The organism is Sorangium sp. So ce176, assembly GCF_051519835.1.
Classification (GTDB): domain Bacteria; phylum Myxococcota_A; class Polyangia; order Polyangiales; family Polyangiaceae; genus Sorangium; species Sorangium cellulosum_G.
Genome location: NZ_CP150371.1, coordinates 5,666,054 through 5,681,678 on the forward strand (window position 1 = coordinate 5,666,054; position 15,625 = coordinate 5,681,678).

At 71.4% G+C, this 15,625-nt stretch carries 11 protein-coding genes; 3 read left to right on the top strand and 8 right to left on the bottom strand.

Features of this window, described 5'->3' with window-relative positions; translation table 11 throughout:
• Positions 1 to 146: 146 nt before the first annotated feature.
• Positions 147 to 1,943, top strand: coding sequence for a cellulose binding domain-containing protein (locus tag WMF42_RS21150; RefSeq protein WP_437693864.1), 1,797 nt, complete (start codon positions 147 to 149; stop codon positions 1,941 to 1,943).
• Positions 1,944 to 2,005: 62 nt separating this feature from the next.
• Here the strand turns inward: WMF42_RS21150 and WMF42_RS21155 are convergent, their stop codons facing one another.
• Complete coding sequence (locus tag WMF42_RS21155) at positions 2,006 to 3,817, bottom strand: CotH kinase family protein (protein WP_437693866.1); 1,812 nt, start codon at positions 3,815 to 3,817, stop codon at positions 2,006 to 2,008.
• A gap of 257 nt (positions 3,818 to 4,074) precedes the next feature.
• Positions 4,075 to 4,722 carry a Kazal-type serine protease inhibitor family protein gene (locus WMF42_RS21160; protein ID WP_063815878.1) on the bottom strand — a complete coding sequence of 216 codons (648 nt, stop codon included), beginning with the start codon at positions 4,720 to 4,722 and terminating at the stop codon, positions 4,075 to 4,077.
• A 325-nt stretch (positions 4,723 to 5,047) separates the two neighbouring features.
• Between WMF42_RS21160 and WMF42_RS21165 the strand changes: the two genes are divergently transcribed.
• Both WMF42_RS21165 and WMF42_RS21170 read left to right on the top strand, forming a co-directional pair.
• Positions 5,048 to 5,809: a class I SAM-dependent methyltransferase gene (locus WMF42_RS21165; RefSeq protein WP_437693868.1), complete on the top strand. Its 762-nt coding sequence runs from the start codon at positions 5,048 to 5,050 to the stop codon at positions 5,807 to 5,809.
• Positions 5,810 to 5,941: 132 nt separating this feature from the next.
• The gene (locus WMF42_RS21170) at positions 5,942 to 8,443 is read left to right on the top strand and encodes a PEP/pyruvate-binding domain-containing protein (RefSeq protein WP_437693870.1); all 2,502 of its coding nucleotides are present in this window, start codon (positions 5,942 to 5,944) and stop codon (positions 8,441 to 8,443) included.
• 42 nt (positions 8,444 to 8,485) lie between these two features.
• Here the strand turns inward: WMF42_RS21170 and WMF42_RS21175 are convergent, their stop codons facing one another.
• The 6 genes from WMF42_RS21175 to WMF42_RS21200 form a co-directional block, all read right to left on the bottom strand.
• Positions 8,486 to 9,400, bottom strand: coding sequence for an SDR family oxidoreductase (locus WMF42_RS21175; RefSeq protein WP_437693872.1), 915 nt, complete (start codon positions 9,398 to 9,400; stop codon positions 8,486 to 8,488).
• Between the two features lie 135 nt (positions 9,401 to 9,535).
• Positions 9,536 to 10,306, bottom strand: coding sequence for a response regulator transcription factor (locus WMF42_RS21180; RefSeq protein ID WP_275936191.1), 771 nt, complete (start codon positions 10,304 to 10,306; stop codon positions 9,536 to 9,538).
• 440 nt (positions 10,307 to 10,746) lie between these two features.
• A complete protein-coding gene (locus tag WMF42_RS21185) occupies positions 10,747 to 11,889 on the bottom strand; it encodes an alpha/beta hydrolase family esterase (RefSeq protein ID WP_155798656.1) in 1,143 nt (380 codons plus the stop codon).
• Positions 11,890 to 12,167: 278 nt separating this feature from the next.
• On the bottom strand, positions 12,168 to 13,253 hold the full coding sequence (locus tag WMF42_RS21190) for a LamG domain-containing protein (RefSeq protein ID WP_437693874.1): 1,086 nt from the start codon (positions 13,251 to 13,253) through the stop codon (positions 12,168 to 12,170).
• 180 nt (positions 13,254 to 13,433) lie between these two features.
• Positions 13,434 to 14,345 (bottom strand): hypothetical protein, encoded by a 912-nt coding sequence (locus WMF42_RS21195; protein WP_437693876.1) that lies wholly within the window; start codon positions 14,343 to 14,345, stop codon positions 13,434 to 13,436.
• A 103-nt stretch (positions 14,346 to 14,448) separates the two neighbouring features.
• Positions 14,449 to 15,477 (bottom strand): LamG domain-containing protein, encoded by a 1,029-nt coding sequence (locus WMF42_RS21200; RefSeq protein WP_437693878.1) that lies wholly within the window; start codon positions 15,475 to 15,477, stop codon positions 14,449 to 14,451.
• Positions 15,478 to 15,625 lie beyond the last annotated feature (148 nt).

Genomic DNA, 15,625 nt, shown 5'->3' on the forward strand with positions numbered 1-15,625 from the left:
AGCGCAGCGCGACAAGGCGCGATCCGGAGATGACGAACATGACCTGGCTCCACGTCCTCGATCGAAGTTCCACCAGCGAGTCCGCCGGACGGCGGATTCCTGCTCTCCCCCGCGATCCCGCCAGCCGGCGAATTCCTGCTCTCTCAATGCGACCGGCGACCGCCCCGCGAAAGCTGCTCTGCGCCGGCGTGCTCGGCGCGCTCCTCGGCGGCTGCGCCGGCGAGCCCGCGACCACCGGATCGCCGGGGCCCATCGACGTCCTGTCGGCCCAGGAGGCCCTGGTGGCCGGCGATCTCACCGGCCTGGAGCACGCCTGGGAGACGATCCCGAGCGTCGTGCGCAGCGACGGCTCGGAGGAGTTCGTGCTGGAGGTCGATCCCGTGGACGACGTGGTGAGCGTCGAGCTCACCGGGCTCCCCATCTATCTCCAGGGCCCCAGCGACTTGACCCTGCGCGACGACGGCGTGGGCGCAGACCGCGTCGCCGGAGACGGCATCTTCTCGGTCGGGCCGTTCCACTTCGACCCCGCTTCGCCGGTCTCGATCCCCGCGCATTACGAGTCCGATCCGGACAGCCCGGCTGGCCTGTATGCCCTGGAGATCGGCGAGATCGTGATGGAAACCGCGGCGGGCGATCCCGTCGAGTTCGTCATCCCCCCGCAGATCGGAGCCCTCGCTCCCGACATCCCGGTCGCCGCGCGGCGCGCCCTGAGCCCCAGGTACCGCGCCGCGTCGCACCTCATCGAGGTGCGGAACGCGCGCTCCGACAGCCAGCGGCTGCTCCGGGGCGCGGGGGGCGACGTCGCCGCCATGCTGCGCGACATGTACGAGGTGGTCCCGGACGTCTTCGACTTCGCGGTGCTCTCGTCCACGTCGCACATCGAGCGACCGGGCAGCTCAAGCAACTTCACCGCGGGCGTCCACTCGGCCGTGAAGATCGAAACCACCGGCATCGGGCGCGATCCGGTCGACTATTCCGAGGCGTATTACAGCCGCCGCCTCCTGGCCGTCACCGCGCTCGACAACCTGCGTCGCGGGTGGCTGAGCAACAACTTCGTGCACGAGCTCCTCCACCAGTGGAGCGCCTTCCTCCCGGTCGATCTCGGCATGACCGACGGCTTCCATTACCTTGCGACGACAAGCGCTGCCAGCCTGCTCGGCGGGATGACGTGGGTCGACGACGGGACTGGCACCTTCACCCTCGACTGCAACAGCAACGGTCGGGGCGGGGCGAGCACGGCCTCGCCGCTCGACCTGTACATGATGGGGCTCATCCCGGCGAGCCTGGTCCCGCCGCTCCGCCGGCACGGCGGGGGCCTCTTCGATTACTGCGACCTCGAGATCCCCTCGATCGAGGCCACCGTGACGATCGAGCAGATCCAGGCGCGGCTCGGCGTGCGCACCCCGGGGCCGGCGACGGCGCAGCGCGACTTCCACGTCGCGTTCATCATGGAAGCGCACGGCCGCGATCTCACCGACAGCGAGCTCACCTACTTCAACACGCTGGCGGAGTTCGCGACGCGGCCCGTCCCGGCCGGGCAGCCGGCGCCGATGCTCACCCACAACTGGGCGCCGATCACGCGCTACTTCGGCAACGACACGACCTGGCGCACCGACATCCCCGACGTCCCGGCCAACCCCGGGGCCGTCACGGCGAGCATCACGGTGAACTCTACCTGGGATACGGGCTACTGCGCCGAAGTCGCCGTCACCAACGGCCGCAGGTTCGACATCGGCGCCTGGGAGGTGGTCATCGATCTACAGCAATCGGCCGTGATCTCGAGCTGGTCCGCCGACGTCGACCTCGCAGGCAGCGAGATGACCGCCGCGAGCCTGCCCTACAACGGCCAGCTCGACCCCGGCGCGTCGACCTCGTTCGGGTTCTGCGCCAGCAAGACGGGGGCGGCGTGGCAACCCCAGGTCGTCAGCGCCGCCCATCGGTAACACGATACCACGCGGCGCCGCGCGGCGGCCCGGTCAGGCCGCCGCCGCGCCGCGCGCCCGCGTCACTGGCCGAGGTACTCGGCCACGTCCGCCTGACGCCCCTTGGCGTGAGCGATCAGCGCCTCGAGGCCCTTGTCGAAGTCCTCGGGCGACGCGAGGTGGGTGTGCCCCGCGATCTCGCCCTCCGGCCCGACGACGTACGGCGCGATCAGGTCGTGCGCCGCCTTGAACCACGCCTCGGCGGCGACCGGCTCGTACTCCTGCTCCGCGGCCTGCGCCACGTAGCCGCGGTACACCTCGAGATACTCCGGATCATCCAGCAGGAAGCGGATGAGCGGCCAGTGCTCGTTCACGTCCTCCATCGAGAGGGGCAGCGCCGGCATCGGGGTCGCTCCGGCCACGGCGCCATCGATGAACGCGAACGTGTGGTCCCACGGGATCCACGAGAATCGCCCGTTCTCGTTCGGGTCCGAGTACATATAGTAGTTGTGCGGCAGGCGGCCGTACACGTCCCAGTCCTCGACCACCGCGTTCAGCGCCAGCCAGTGCAGGAAGCCGTCCACGTCGAGGCGCGCCTCGAGCCCCGCGCGCCAGGCGGCGGCGTCGGTCCTGTCGGCGTGCAGCGCGTCGAAGAGCGCGCGCGCGTCCGAGAAGTCGGCCTCTTCCTCGTGGTTCTCCTTGACGAGCGAGTCGGGATCCCAGGTCTCCCACCGCGCGCCGGTGCCGTCGGGCTTGTAGAGATTGCCCTTGTGGCCGCCGAAATGCGTGTCGAGGAACGACTCGTCCGACGGGACCTCGATCCCTGTGTACAGCCCGAAATAGATCGGCCCCTCCCCGTGATCGACGAAGACCCGATAGAACGCTGTCGCGGGCGCCGGGATCCCCGCCTTGGCGAAGATGTCGGTGCCGAGCTTCTCGCGCAGGAGCGACGGATCCAGGTAGCTGCTCGTGAACGCCAGCCCGTCGAACCCGTAGAAGCGCTGGTTCTTCGACTCGGGGTAGGTGTCCTCGAATTTGTCAAAGTTGAGTCGCAGCGGAAGTTTCCAGTTGCCCTGCATCCAGGGCAAGAGCAGGCTGACGTTGCCCCTGAAGCGGATGCCGACGTGCTGCCACTTCCTGTCCTCGGTGGCGACGTCGCACTCGACGTAGAGAGGCGAGCGCGGGAAATGGTCGACGCTGCTGATGAGCCCGGGATCGCCGCCGGGACCGCCCGGACCGGCCGGCATGCAGGCCAGACCAGCCTCCTGCTCGGTGCACGTCCCCGCTGTCTCGGTACCGAAGACGTCGATCGTGCAGGGGTCGGACGCCGCGAGATCGTTGCAGGCGTCGATCCAGTCCTGCGGCGGCTCGAAATCACCGGGATCCTGCGGCTTCGGCTGGCACGTCAGGCCGCCGGGGAGCTCCGAGCACGTCCCCTCGGCGGGGGATCCGAAGAGATCGATCGTGCAGTCGTCGCCGACAACGAGCCCTGTGCAGGCGTCGACCCACTCCTGCGGCGGCTCGAATCCGCCCGGCCCGCCGGCCTGCGCGCCGAACTCGCCGATCATCGACGTGATGTCGTCGACCATCTCCTGCCATCGCTCGGGCGCGATGGTGATGTCGATGCGGGGAACCCGGTCCTGCGGGAACGCGAGGGCGTAATCGGGCTGTTCCTTTGCAGTATTGTTCTCACCGCCGCCGCCGCCCGTGCCGCCCGGGCCCATGCCGCCGCCGCCCGTGCCGCCCGGACCCGCGGTGCCCGCGCCCGTGCCGTCGCTCGCGCCGGCGCCCCCCGTCCCGGAGGGCGAGCCGGGCGTGGAGTCGCCGCAGCCCGCGAGCGGCACCGCTGCCAACGCCGCGAACGGCAACAGATAATGCAGGATTCGTACTTTCATGGATCGCTCCTAAGCTCGGCAGTCCGGGAGCGATCTTATGACGATCGTGCAACGGCCGGGTCACAAAATCCGCACGCTGGGGACGAACGCCGCGCCGCGCGCCGCTGTGATCGAGACGCGCTCGGCCCCTCGATGGCGAGGTGTTCGAAGGGCCGACACGCGGTCTCGGCGAGGCGCTCGCGCGCGCCTCTGCCGTCCGTCACGCTCGGATTGTTCCACTCTGCCGCCAGCGCGGCAGAGGGCCCCGAGGCGCTCTCTCAGAGGCGCTCGTCGCACGCGCCGGACGACGCCACCGACACGCCCGCCGCGTTCGCGGAGCACGTGTTGCTGTACGTCTTGCCGTCGCAGCCGCAGACAGGGTCGTAGATGTGCAGGCACGCCTCCGGGATGACCTCGCAGGTGCCCATCTGATCGCCCGCGCCGCAGCTCGCCTTCGGGCTGTAGTCGCAGAAGTACCCGCGCTCGCACGCGAGGCCGGCGATGCCGCCGCACGCCTCGTCCCGGGGCGTCTCGCACGCGCCGCGCGACGCCACCGACACGCCGGCCGCGTTCGCGGAGCACTCGTTGCCATACGTCTTGCCGTCACAGCCGCAGACAGGGTCGTACTGCTTCGTGCACGCCGCCGGGATGGGCGCGCAGGTGCCTGTCTGATCGGCCGCGCCGCACTGGGCCTCGATCTCGTAATCACAGAAGAAGCCGGGCTTGCAGGCGAGGCCGGCGAAGCCGCCGCAGACGGCGCCGGGGAGCCTGCTGTCTCCCCTCACCTCCTGCGCCTCGGAGACGACCTGCTCGGCGTCGCCGTCGGCCACCTCCACCTGACAGCCCGCGGCGAACGGGGCCATCGAGAGCGCGAGCCAGAGAGCGGACGCGATGCGATGGTTCTTGATGAGATCCTGAACGTTCATGATGTCTCTCCATGTCGCCTCGCCGCTCCGGGCGGGGCGATGACAATGCACGAGCACCTTCCTCCGCGGCGATGACCGACGCGGCGATCGCCGCGTCGAGGGCGCCTCGGCGACGAGGCATCGAGGCGTCCGTCGCTGTGTTGCGGAGGCGTAGTCCCCTTGGCAGGAGTCGGGCCACGCGGCTTTCGCGGCGCGCGCGCCCCTCCGCGGCGCCCGGGCCGCCCGGATCGGGCAGACGCTTGCTCAACTGGGCGTGACCTTGCGCAATCTGCGCGACAGCGCCCCGCAGGGGACTTTGGCGCGCCGATCGTGGTAGGGAGCGCGGATGCACCGCCGTCCTCGCCTCGTCGCCCCCGGCGCCGCCCTCGCCGCGCTCCTCACCGGTTGCAGCGCAACGCCCGACGCGGCCGCGCCGGGCAGCGGCGAGCACGCTGGCCACCACGGAGGGCACGCCGGCCACCACGGAGGGCACGACAACGGCGCAGGGCCGCTCGTGCACCGCTTCGAGCGGGCCGAGGACTGGGTGGCCGAGTTCGAGGGCCCCGAGCGCGACGCCTGGCAGAAGCCCGCGGAGGTCGTCGCCGCGATGCGGATCGCGCCCGGCATGCGGGTCGCCGATCTCGGGGCCGGCACGGGCTACTTCCTGCCGCACCTGTCGCGCGCCGTCGGGCCGACAGGCGCGGTCATCGGCCTGGACATCGAGCGGGACATGGTCCGCTACATGACCGAGCGCGCTTCCCGCGAGCGCCTCGCCAACGTCACCGCGCGCCAGGTCGGCCCCGCGGATCCCGGGCTCGATCCCGGCTCGGTCGACCGCATCCTCGTGGTCAACACCTGGCACCACATCCCCGATCGCCCCGCCTACGCGGCGAAGCTCCGCGCAGCGCTCCGCCCGGACGGGGCGGTGGTCGTCGTCGACTTCACCGACACAGCGCGCCACGGCCCCCCGAAGGAGCACCGCATCGCCCCCGAGGCGGTCGCCGCCGAGCTCCGCGCCGGGGGCCTCTCGCCCGAGGTCGTCGCGGAGGACCTGCCCGATCAGTACATCGTCGTGGGCAGACGCGCCGACGCGGGCGCGGCGCGCTGACGGCGCGCGGGGCGCCCTGCCGGCGAGGACGCTGTCGATGCCTGTCGTGCCGATGGAGCTGTTCATGCGCCGCGCGCGCGCGGCGCGGGCACAGGTGAGGTAACCTTACTTGTCCCAAGGAGACGCTTGTTGATGCTGGTCCATCGCTTGAGCGAGCTGTCCCGCGCCGATCTCTCCACGGCCGGCGGCAAGGGCGCGAACCTGGGTGAGCTGGTCCGGCTCGGGCTCCCCGTGCCGCCCGGGTTCGTGGTGAGCGCCGCGGCGTACGCGGAGCAAGCGCGCGCGTGGGGGCTCGGCGTGCGGCTCTCGGCGCACCTCGCCAGGAGCGGCTGGAAGGCCGCGGCCTCGCAGGTGGCGGAGCTCTTCGAGAGCGGCGAGCTGCTGCCCGAGATCGAGGCCGCGGTCCGCGACGCCTACCGCGAGCTCGGCGCGCCGGCTGTCGCGGTGCGATCCTCGGCGACGGCGGAGGATCTCGCCGACGCCTCGTTCGCGGGCCAGCACGAGACGTACCTCGACGTGACCGGAGAAGACGAGCTCCTCGTCGCGCTGCGGCGGTGCTGGGCGTCCCTCTGGAGCCCGAGGGCCCTCCGCTACCGCGCCGTGCGCGGCATGGATCACCTGGGGGTCCACATCGCTGTCGTCGTGCAGCGCATGGTGCCGGCCGATTTCGCCGGGGTCCTGTTCACTGTCGACCCTGTCGCCCAGCGCGCCGACCGCATGCTCCTGGAGGTCGCGCCGGGCCTCGGCGAGGCCATCGTCTCGGGCCACACGACCGGCGACGTGTACCGCCTCCGGCGCGCGCCGTTCGCCGGGCCCGCGGAGCTCCGCCCGGACGGGCCGGACGGCGCCCCGGACCCCGCCGGGGCGGGCGACGTCGCGATCGAGGACCGCGACCTCCGGGAGGCCGGCCGCCCCGCGCCGAGCGACGCCGTGGTGCTCGATCTCGGCCGGCTCGGGCTCCGCCTGGAGTCCCACTTCGGCTGCCCGCAGGACGTGGAGTTCGCCATCGCGGGCGGCTCCATCCACCTGCTCCAGTCGCGCCCGATCACCACGCTCGGCGCGGCCGAGATCGAGCCCCTCCCGCCGCCCCCGACGCTCACGCGGCTCCAGCGGAGGATGGTCGAGTCGAACGACAACGATCGGTTCCCCGTCGCCCCCAGGCCGCTCGATCAATGGGGCTTCCGGATGTCGATCCCCGCGATCGTCCGCGCTGTGCGCTTCCTCGGGCTCCACGTGGACGAGGCCGACGAGCGCGCGCTGGTCGACCAGGTGTGGCGTGAGCTCTTCGTCCTGCCGCCGGTGCGACCCACCCTCCGGCTGCTCGGGCTGCCGCACAAGGTCGCGGCCAGCCTGCGCGACGACGGGATGGCGTGGTGGGAGGGCGAGGCGTTCCCGCGGATCCAGGAGGTCTGCGCGCCGGCCGATCTCCGCGCGATGGACGACGCCGCGCTCCTCCGCCGCGCCGACCGGATCGTGGAGACCACGACGGAGGTCCTTGGCGAGCGGTTCGAGCGGAGCGTCAGCCAGCTCGCCGCTGTCGCGCTGCGGGTTCCGGTCACCCTCGCCGTGGGGAGGAAGCGGGCCGATGCCGTGCTGGGCGACCTCGTCTCGGGCCTTCACACCCGGACGTCCGACGTCAATTTCGCGCTCTTCCAGCTCGCGCGCAGGGCGGCGAGCGCGGGGCCGGAGGTGGCCTGCGCGATCGGCGAGGGGCGCCCGGAGGAGCTCCGCGGCTCCGAGGCCGGCCGGGCGTACCTCGCCGAGGTCGAGGCGTTCCTGGACGAGCATGGGTACCGGGAGAGCAAGGGCCTCTACCTCTCGGCGCCGACGTGGCGGCAGGACCCCGCGCCCCTGTGGGGGCTCCTCCGCGGCCTGCTCGACGCCGTCGAGCCGCCGTCCGAGGAGGCCGGGATGAAGCGCTATCGGGCGGCGCTCGAGGAGGTCACCCGGAAGCTCCGCTTCGTGCCGGGGCTGCCCGACGCGTTCCGCCGCACCCTCGACAGGCTGCGCCGCGCGATCCTCTTCCGGGAGCGCTCGCACTTCGATGTGGTGCGCTCGTTCTCGGCGCTCCAGGCGATCGTGGCCGAGCTCGCGCGTCGCCTCCACGAGCGCGGGCGCCTGCCGGTCGCCGACGACATCTTCTATCTGACAGACGCCGAGGTCCGGGCCTGGATCCGCGGGGAGGCGCCGCCGCTCGACGAGGTGAAGCGGCTCGTTCGGCGCCGGCGCGCGACGTACGGGGTGGTCAACGGCAGGTGGCAGAAGCGGGCGTTCCGGGCGGGCGCGGGGGGCTCGGGCAGCGAGCTCCGCGGCAGCGGGGCGTCGTCCGGGGTGGTGCGCGGCAAGGCGCGCATCGTGCGCGACGAGCGCGAGTTCGAGCGGCTGAAGGCGGGGGAGATCCTGGTCTGCCCTTACACGAACCCCGCCTGGACGCCGCTCTTCACCCTCGCCGCGGGCGTCGTGACCGACACAGGCGGCGCTGTGTCGCACGCGGCCATCGTCGCGCGCGAGTACGGGATCCCCGCGGTCCTGGGGGCCGCCGGCGCGACCGAGCGGATCGCGGACGGCCAGGAGATCGTCGTCGACGGGGCGGAAGGCCGGGTGCTGCTCCTGGGCCAGGGCGCCGCGGACTGAGCGCGCCCCATCGGATCGGCGAAGCGCTCGCCCGGGCGGCGGCTACCGGTAGCCGGTGACGTCGGCGGGCTTGCCGGCGTCCTGGACCTCGACGAGGTACCGCCAGGCGTCGGGCCGGGAGCCGTCCACGTCGGTGAAACCGTACACCTTCGCGAGCTGGCCGCTCGACAGCGACTTCCCGGACCAGCGGGCCGCCTCCGGGTCGGCCGCGAGCGCCGCCACAGCGCGGCCCACGTACGCTGGGGTCTCGGAGATCGCGAAATGCGGCTGCTTCGAGAGCGCGTCGCGCCAGCGCTCCTCGGTGACCCCGTAGTGCCCCAGCATGATCTCCGAGCGCAGCCACCCCGGCGTCAGCGCCACGGCGGCGCCGCCGTGGGCCCGCAGCTCCTCGGCCTGCGCGAACGCCATGCGGAGGACCGCTGTCTTGGCGAGGTCGTAGAAGAACGAGACGCGGTAGTGCCCTGCGTTGTACTCGGCCGTGCCGTCCGTGATCTCGACGACAAGGCCGCCCGGCCTCCTGATGAGCAGCGGCAGGGCGTAGTGGCTCGTGATGATGTGGGTATCGATGGCCAGCCGCAGCAGCCGCATCCCGCTGTCCAGCGAGTGCTCCCACAGCGGCTTGTCCCACGCGAAGAGGTGCTCGCCGCCCCAGATGTCGTTGACCAGCACGTCGAGCCGGCCCTGCTCCCGCTCGATGCGCGCCACGAGCGCCTGGACCTGCTCGCGCTCCAGGTGATCCACCTGCACAGCGATCCCCCTGCCCCCGGCCCGGGTGACCCGCTCGGCTGTCTCCTCGATGGTCTCGGGCCGATCCATCTCCGAGCGCTGCGCGCGCGTCGTGCGGCCCGTGACGTACACGGTCGCCCCCGCCGCGCCCAGCTCGACCGCGATCCCCCTGCCCGCCCCGCGCGTCGCGCCCGCGACGAGCGCCACCTTGCCGTGAAGTGCTCCGCTCATGATCGATCCTCCTTTGCCAGCGCGCGGGAGGGTCGCACGGCGATCCTGACATCTCCTGTCAGGTATTCCTGGGCCGCCTGTGCTGGCGTCGATCGCGGCGACGACGCGCGTGATCCACGGCCGGCGTGACGCCGTTCAGCCCAGGAGCCCCCGCTCGGCCAGCCACAGCGTGGCGCCGGCGCGGCTGTAGATGCCGAGCTTGTCGTAGGCGTGGGCGACGTGGTGCTGCACGGTCTTGTCGGAGATGCAAAGGACGGAGGCGATCTCGCGGTTGGTCTTGCCGGTCCCGACGAGCCGCAGCACCTCCAGCTCGCGCGCCGTGAGCGCCTTGCGTGGCCGGACGAGCCGGCCGCGCCCGGCGCCGGCGTGCTCGCTGCTCCGAGCAGGGCGCGGAACAGGATCGGTGGCGAGCAGGTAGCCGTACGCCGTTCCGTTTCCCCCGGGGAGGCGATGCGTCCAGATCGGGTTGGCGCAATAGAGCTCCAGCACCTCTTTCGTGTACCCGACCACGAAGTACTCCAGGTACGGATGCCAGGCCGGGAGGTCGCGAACGCGAAACTCGACGCCGGAGTCGATCAGAGAGGCCTCGGAGCGGCTCTCCGTCTCGGCAAAGTACCGCTGCCAGAGGTTCTGGACGGTCGCGACAAGCGACGAGATCTCCGGATCCTCGACGAGGCGCTTCAGCGGACCGTCGACGAGCGCCCAGCGCGCCGACTCGGCCCCGAGCTCGAAGAGCGCGTCCTTGCCGTCCGGGTAGAACCGCCGGACGAGCTCGTCATGGAAGGCGAGGAACTCCGGCAGCGGGACCAGGCTGCTGGCCGTGATCGGCCGCCGGAACCACGGGTTGGTCTGCGCCACGTCACGAAAGAGGCTGTGCCACGCCTCCGAGCCGAATCGACGGCTCACCAGCGTCTTCCGCGTCAGGACTGTGGTTCCGCTGACCTTCATGGACAAGCAATTCCGCTCCTGTAGCTGCGCGTCGAATCCGCGCAGAAGCAGGATCGTAAGCGTATCAAGGCCAGTATGGACGATCATGGCGCGGGCGGTCAACACGCGATCTCGCTCGCCATGCGGCAGCCGCGATCATGATGCTGCGAGCAGCATCATGATCGGACTATTTCAACGGAGCCACCTTCCAGGACCTCGCGCTGCGGACGGCGCAGGGTCATCGCATTGCGCGACGCGTTGCATCTGAGCGCGGCGGCGTCGCGCGGGCGTCGGGCCGCCCGAACGAGCCGCGCGCCGCGTGGCCGGGCCAGGGAGCCCCCGGGGCGGGGCGCTGGCCGTGGGACGCGAGCTCCGCGAGGAGCTCGGCGCCGCGGTGTATCTACGATCCTTCCCGGGCTCTACGGCAGCGTGTGCCGCTTCAGCGCGGGCCAGCCGACCCTGGCGTTACCGGCCTCGTGGCCGCCGCCCTGCTTCGTGCACAGGGTGACATCGACGCCGTCCTGGCACGCCGAATAGGTCGAGCAGCCGTCGCCGTTCTCGGCCGAGGGCGAGCCGGTGCATCCATTGATCTCGGCCCACGCCTCGAAGCCCCTCTTCGCGCCGAGGAACGTGATGGGCATGCCCCGCACGACCGAGGAATATCCGCCCGCGTAGGGCACGATCGGGTCCGAGGTGCCGCGGAACGTGATCACGGGGATGGGCCGCGACGGGTTGCAGTCGCCGACGTTCTCCTCCAGGAGATCGAAGGCGGCGGGCGCCACCGCCGCGAACACGTCGGCCGCGTGGCAAGCGAGGTAGTGGGACATCCCGCCCCCCATGGAGAAGCCGACGGCATAGACGCGCTTCGGGTCGATGCAGGCGGTCTCCTGGATCTGGGCCACGATCGCCTTGGCGACGGCCACGTCGTCGGTGCCGGCCACGCAGCACGGTCCCACGTTCCAGGCGGGGCCCGACGGGCCGGACAGACCGCTAGGAAAGGCCATGATCACCCCTTCCGGATCGGTCTGCGCCGGATACGGCGATCCCGATCGTTGCGACGGGCCATCGCCGCCGAGGCCGTGGAAGTCCAGCACGAGCGGCACCGGCTTGCTGCCGTCGTACGCGGGGGGGACGTGCAAGACATAGCTGCGGCTCGCGGAGCCCACCGTGACCGTCCGGTTCGTGTCGCCAGCCCTCAGCGCGGGCGACGGACAGGTGATGGTTCCGGTGCCACCGCCTGTGCCGCTGCCCCCGGTGCCAGCGCCCCCGGTCGGGTCTCCACCGGTGCCGCTGCCCCCGGTGCCGCTCGTCGCGGCGTCGCTCCCCCCGGTGCCGTCACCGCCGGCTGAGCCCGTCGTGCTCCCCGACGCTGAGCTCGTCGTGCTCCCTGACACGGTGCTGCTCGTGCTGCCCGAGGTGACCCCCGCGCTGGTACCAGAGCCGCCGCTGCCGTCGCCGGCGCTGGAGGACCCGTCGTCGCCGCCGCCGCAGCCCCAGAGGGCAATACCGAGCGCTCCTGACAGCAGGATGTGCCTTGGCAAACTCGTTCGTCCGTTCATCATGGGTCAGCACCTTACTCGCATCACCCGATCGGGGTGACCGCAACGGGTTCGTACACGACATCGATGGATCGAGGCATAGGCATACTGGCCTATGCCGAGACGTCGACCCCAGGCTGGTAGACGTGACGATCCGGGGGACGGTCGAGCCAGGCGCCGGCATCGAGGCGCTCAGTCACCCCGAAGCAGCCATGAGGGCGCTGCCCGACCTTCGCCCCGAAGGCTTGCCTGCGGAGGTCCGCGGGGATCCTGACGGATCCCGGCCCCCGCGTGCCTCGCTCCTACGGCGCCGCGAGGGCCGCGATCTCTTCAGCCGAGAGAGCTCGGTCGTAGATCCGGAAGTCGTCGATGGAACCCTTGAGCAAGGGATCTGCCTCGAACCGCGACTTGCCAATGTAATTATCTACCGTGGGCGCAATCCGGGACGGCTTCACATCGTGTGGAGCTGCTGGAGTGGCCGACCCGACGGAGATACCATCGATCCATATCTGGTACGTGCCGCTCGAGATCGTGACGGCCAGATGCTTCCAGGCATTGACGGGGAGCGGGCTCGCGGCCAGCACGGTCGCCTCGTTGCCGTCCGAGTACACCGAGAAGCGCAATGCGCCGGAGCCCTCGCGCGGGGTGAAATACATGAACCCGTTGATGCCGCCGACATCGACGATGCGCGACCAGTCGTCGATGCTGCTCAGGTTGACCCAGGTCGCGATGGTGAGATCGTCGAGGCCGTCGGTGAGCCCGTCGGGGAGATCGACGTGGGGGTCGGCGCCCTGCAGGCTGAGCGCGCCGCCGATTCGCCCCGTCGACGTCCATCCGGCGCTCCCGGCGAGCGTGGCGTCATGCCCGTTGCCGGACGCGTCGTGCGCCACGAGGTCGGCCTCTTCGTCGAACATGTAGTGCACGACGAGCGACGGATCGGGCCCGCCGCCGCCGGCGCCGCCGCTGCCGCCTGCGCCATCGCTGCCGCCTGCGCCGCCGCTGCCGCCGGCGCCGCCGCTGCCGCCGGCGCCGCCTGCACCTTCGCCGCCGGCGCCGCCGCTGCCGCCCGTGCTGCCGCTGGCGCCCGTGCCGCCGCTGCCGCCTGCACCTTCGCCGCCGCTGCCGCCTGTGCCGGCTGCACCTTCGCCCCCTGCGCCGCCGCTGCCGCCTGTGCCGTCGCCGCCCGCGCCGCCTGTGCCGGACGCGCTCCCCCCGGTGCCTCCGGAGCCGCTCGTGGTCGAGCTACCAGCCGTCGTCGTCGTCGTCGTCGTGGTCGTCGTCGTCGCGCTGCCGCCGCTGCCGCCGTTGCCTCCGCTTCCCGGGTTGTCATCGCTGCTCGAGCCGCAGCCGCTGCCGACTGTACCGAGCATCACGGCCGTGAGCAGCATAGCCCTGACACTACCCGACGAGATCGGTGCCTCTCTCATAGCATCCTCCAATGAAAGCGATTCCTCGATCACCAGGGAACGGTCCGATGGTGCTCGATGATGTTGTGGCGTTGAGCAGGTCGCGCCGGCGACGGCGACCCTCGTCAAGATTTCAGCGTCCGGTCGAGAGATGAAACCATCTCACATGCCGCGAAACAACACCGTACCAACCACGCCGGTCCGGCTCGGCTCCACGGACACGACGACCGGCCTCTCCTCGGTGGGACGGAGCAGATACGTCAGCGCGGCGCCCACGAACGCCGCGGCGCCGACACCTAGAGAAATGTCGGCGATCAGGTACTTCGTGCGCACGGCGCTCAGATCGGTGTCCGTGCACCGCGGCCTGCAGGTGCGTTCGAGCTCGTCCTTCTCGGACCGGCCCATGAGCCCCCACACAGCGAAGCTCGCCGCGCCCGCGACACCCACGCCCGCCAGCACGTAGGTCAACGCCGGCACCGGACGGTGAAGCTCCGTGGCCTGGACCTGAGCCTCCGGGGCCGGAGCGTCGACGAGGGGCTCGAGCGCGACGTTCAACTGCAGGAAGCGCTGCCCCTCGAAGAGGATGAACTCCTTCGCCACTGGCCTGTACCCGCCCTGCTCGACACGGTAGGTGTGCTTCCCCGGATCGAGCTTGAGCGGCGCGCCGCTCGACGACAGCTCGACAGGCTGGCCGTCGACCAGGACCTTCGGGCCGGCGACCTGCTCGCCGCGGCTCGTGATGTTGAAGACGACCGACGGCGTCATCCGCTCGATCTCGTCGACCCACGCGCCGCAGTCGCGGAGGACCGGAGCCGGGCAAGCAGACCGCGCGCAGGCCTTCAGCGCGCGGCCTGCCTCGAGCAACCGGTGGTTCTTCCGGAGCTTCTGCACCTCGGCGTGCGCCGCGACACACTGCGCCACCTCCCCGTTCGCCCCCTCCTCCGGCGCCGCCGGCTCGTCCGCCAGGGCCGAGCCGGGCAAGAGAAAGGTCGCCACAAGCGCGAGCGCCGCGCGCCCGCCATGCCCCATCCCGAAAGGCCTCCGCCGTCGCAGCATGTCCGTCTCTCCAGCCATCACGCCGAGCTCCTCTCGTGACCAGCACACTCGCACCTGAGAGCACGTCGAAGCAAGCTTCCGGCGGGCCGCCGCGCGGGGCGATCGCGGCCGGCTCGCCCGGTCACTGCGCCGCGAGCGCCGCCACCTCGGCCGCAGACAACGCTCGATCGTAGATCCTGAAATCATCCACGATCCCGTTGAGGTAGGGATCCGGCGCAAACTGGGAGCGGCCGATGAAGTTCTGGGTCGTGTTCCCCAGCTCCGAAGGTCGGGTGAAGATCATCTCGCTGCTCGCCACCTCGGCGCCGTCGATGTAAATCGCAGAGCGACTCGGGTTGAAGGCGACCGTCACCGCGACGTGCGTCCAGACCTGGACCGGCAAGGTCCAGTCCGTCGTGTACTCCTCGACGCCCGCAGGGGAGTTCACCGAGAAGCGCAGGCCCGGCGGCGTCGCCGCCTTGGGGCACAGGTACATCCACGCCACTTCCCCGGATCCGAAGTCGAAGATCCGCTGCCACAGCACCTGCCGGCTGAGGGAGATCCAGAGGGACACAGTGATCTCGTTGAGCGTCTGCAAGATGCCGGGCGGAAGCTCCACGTACTGCTCGGTCCCCGAGAGGGACAGCGCGTTTCCGATGTGCCCCTCCACCCACGTCCCCCCCAGGACTGTCGCGTCGTGCAGCATGTCGCCCGTGGCGTCCGCCGCTGTGTCTCCCTCCGTCTCGTCGAACGTGTAGTGCAGGAAGAGCCCTCTCTCCAGGTCGACGACGGGGCCGCCGCCGCCCCCCCCGGAGCCCCCGGCGCCGGCGCCCCCGGCACCCGCGACACCGCCGGCGCCGCCATCTCCGCCGGCGCCGCCGTCTCCCCCGGCGCCGCCGTCTCCCCCGCTGCCGCCATCTCCCCCGGCGCCCCCGACGCTCCCGGAGCCGCCGTCTCCCCCGGTGGTCCCGGCGCCGCCTCCCGAGCCGCTGCTGCTCTGGCTGGAGCTCTGCGTCGCAGAGCCGCCTCCGGCGCTCGTCGCCCCCTGCTGGAGATGGGACAGGTCTTCGAACGAGCATGCCCCGAGGAACAGGGGAGCGACAGCGAGGAGCGCGCGCGCCGCCGGACGAAGGGCCGCAGGGCCGGCCAGCGTCCTTCCATGACCTGCCATGTTCATGTCACCTCTCACCACGATTGACGTCTCCTGAGCGCGTGCGGTGTAGCTGTCGTGACCCGGGCGCCACGGCCACCACGGGAGTACAGGGGGGAAGCGCCCGGCTCCTGCGTCGAACCGACGCATGGGCCACCCTCGCACGCCG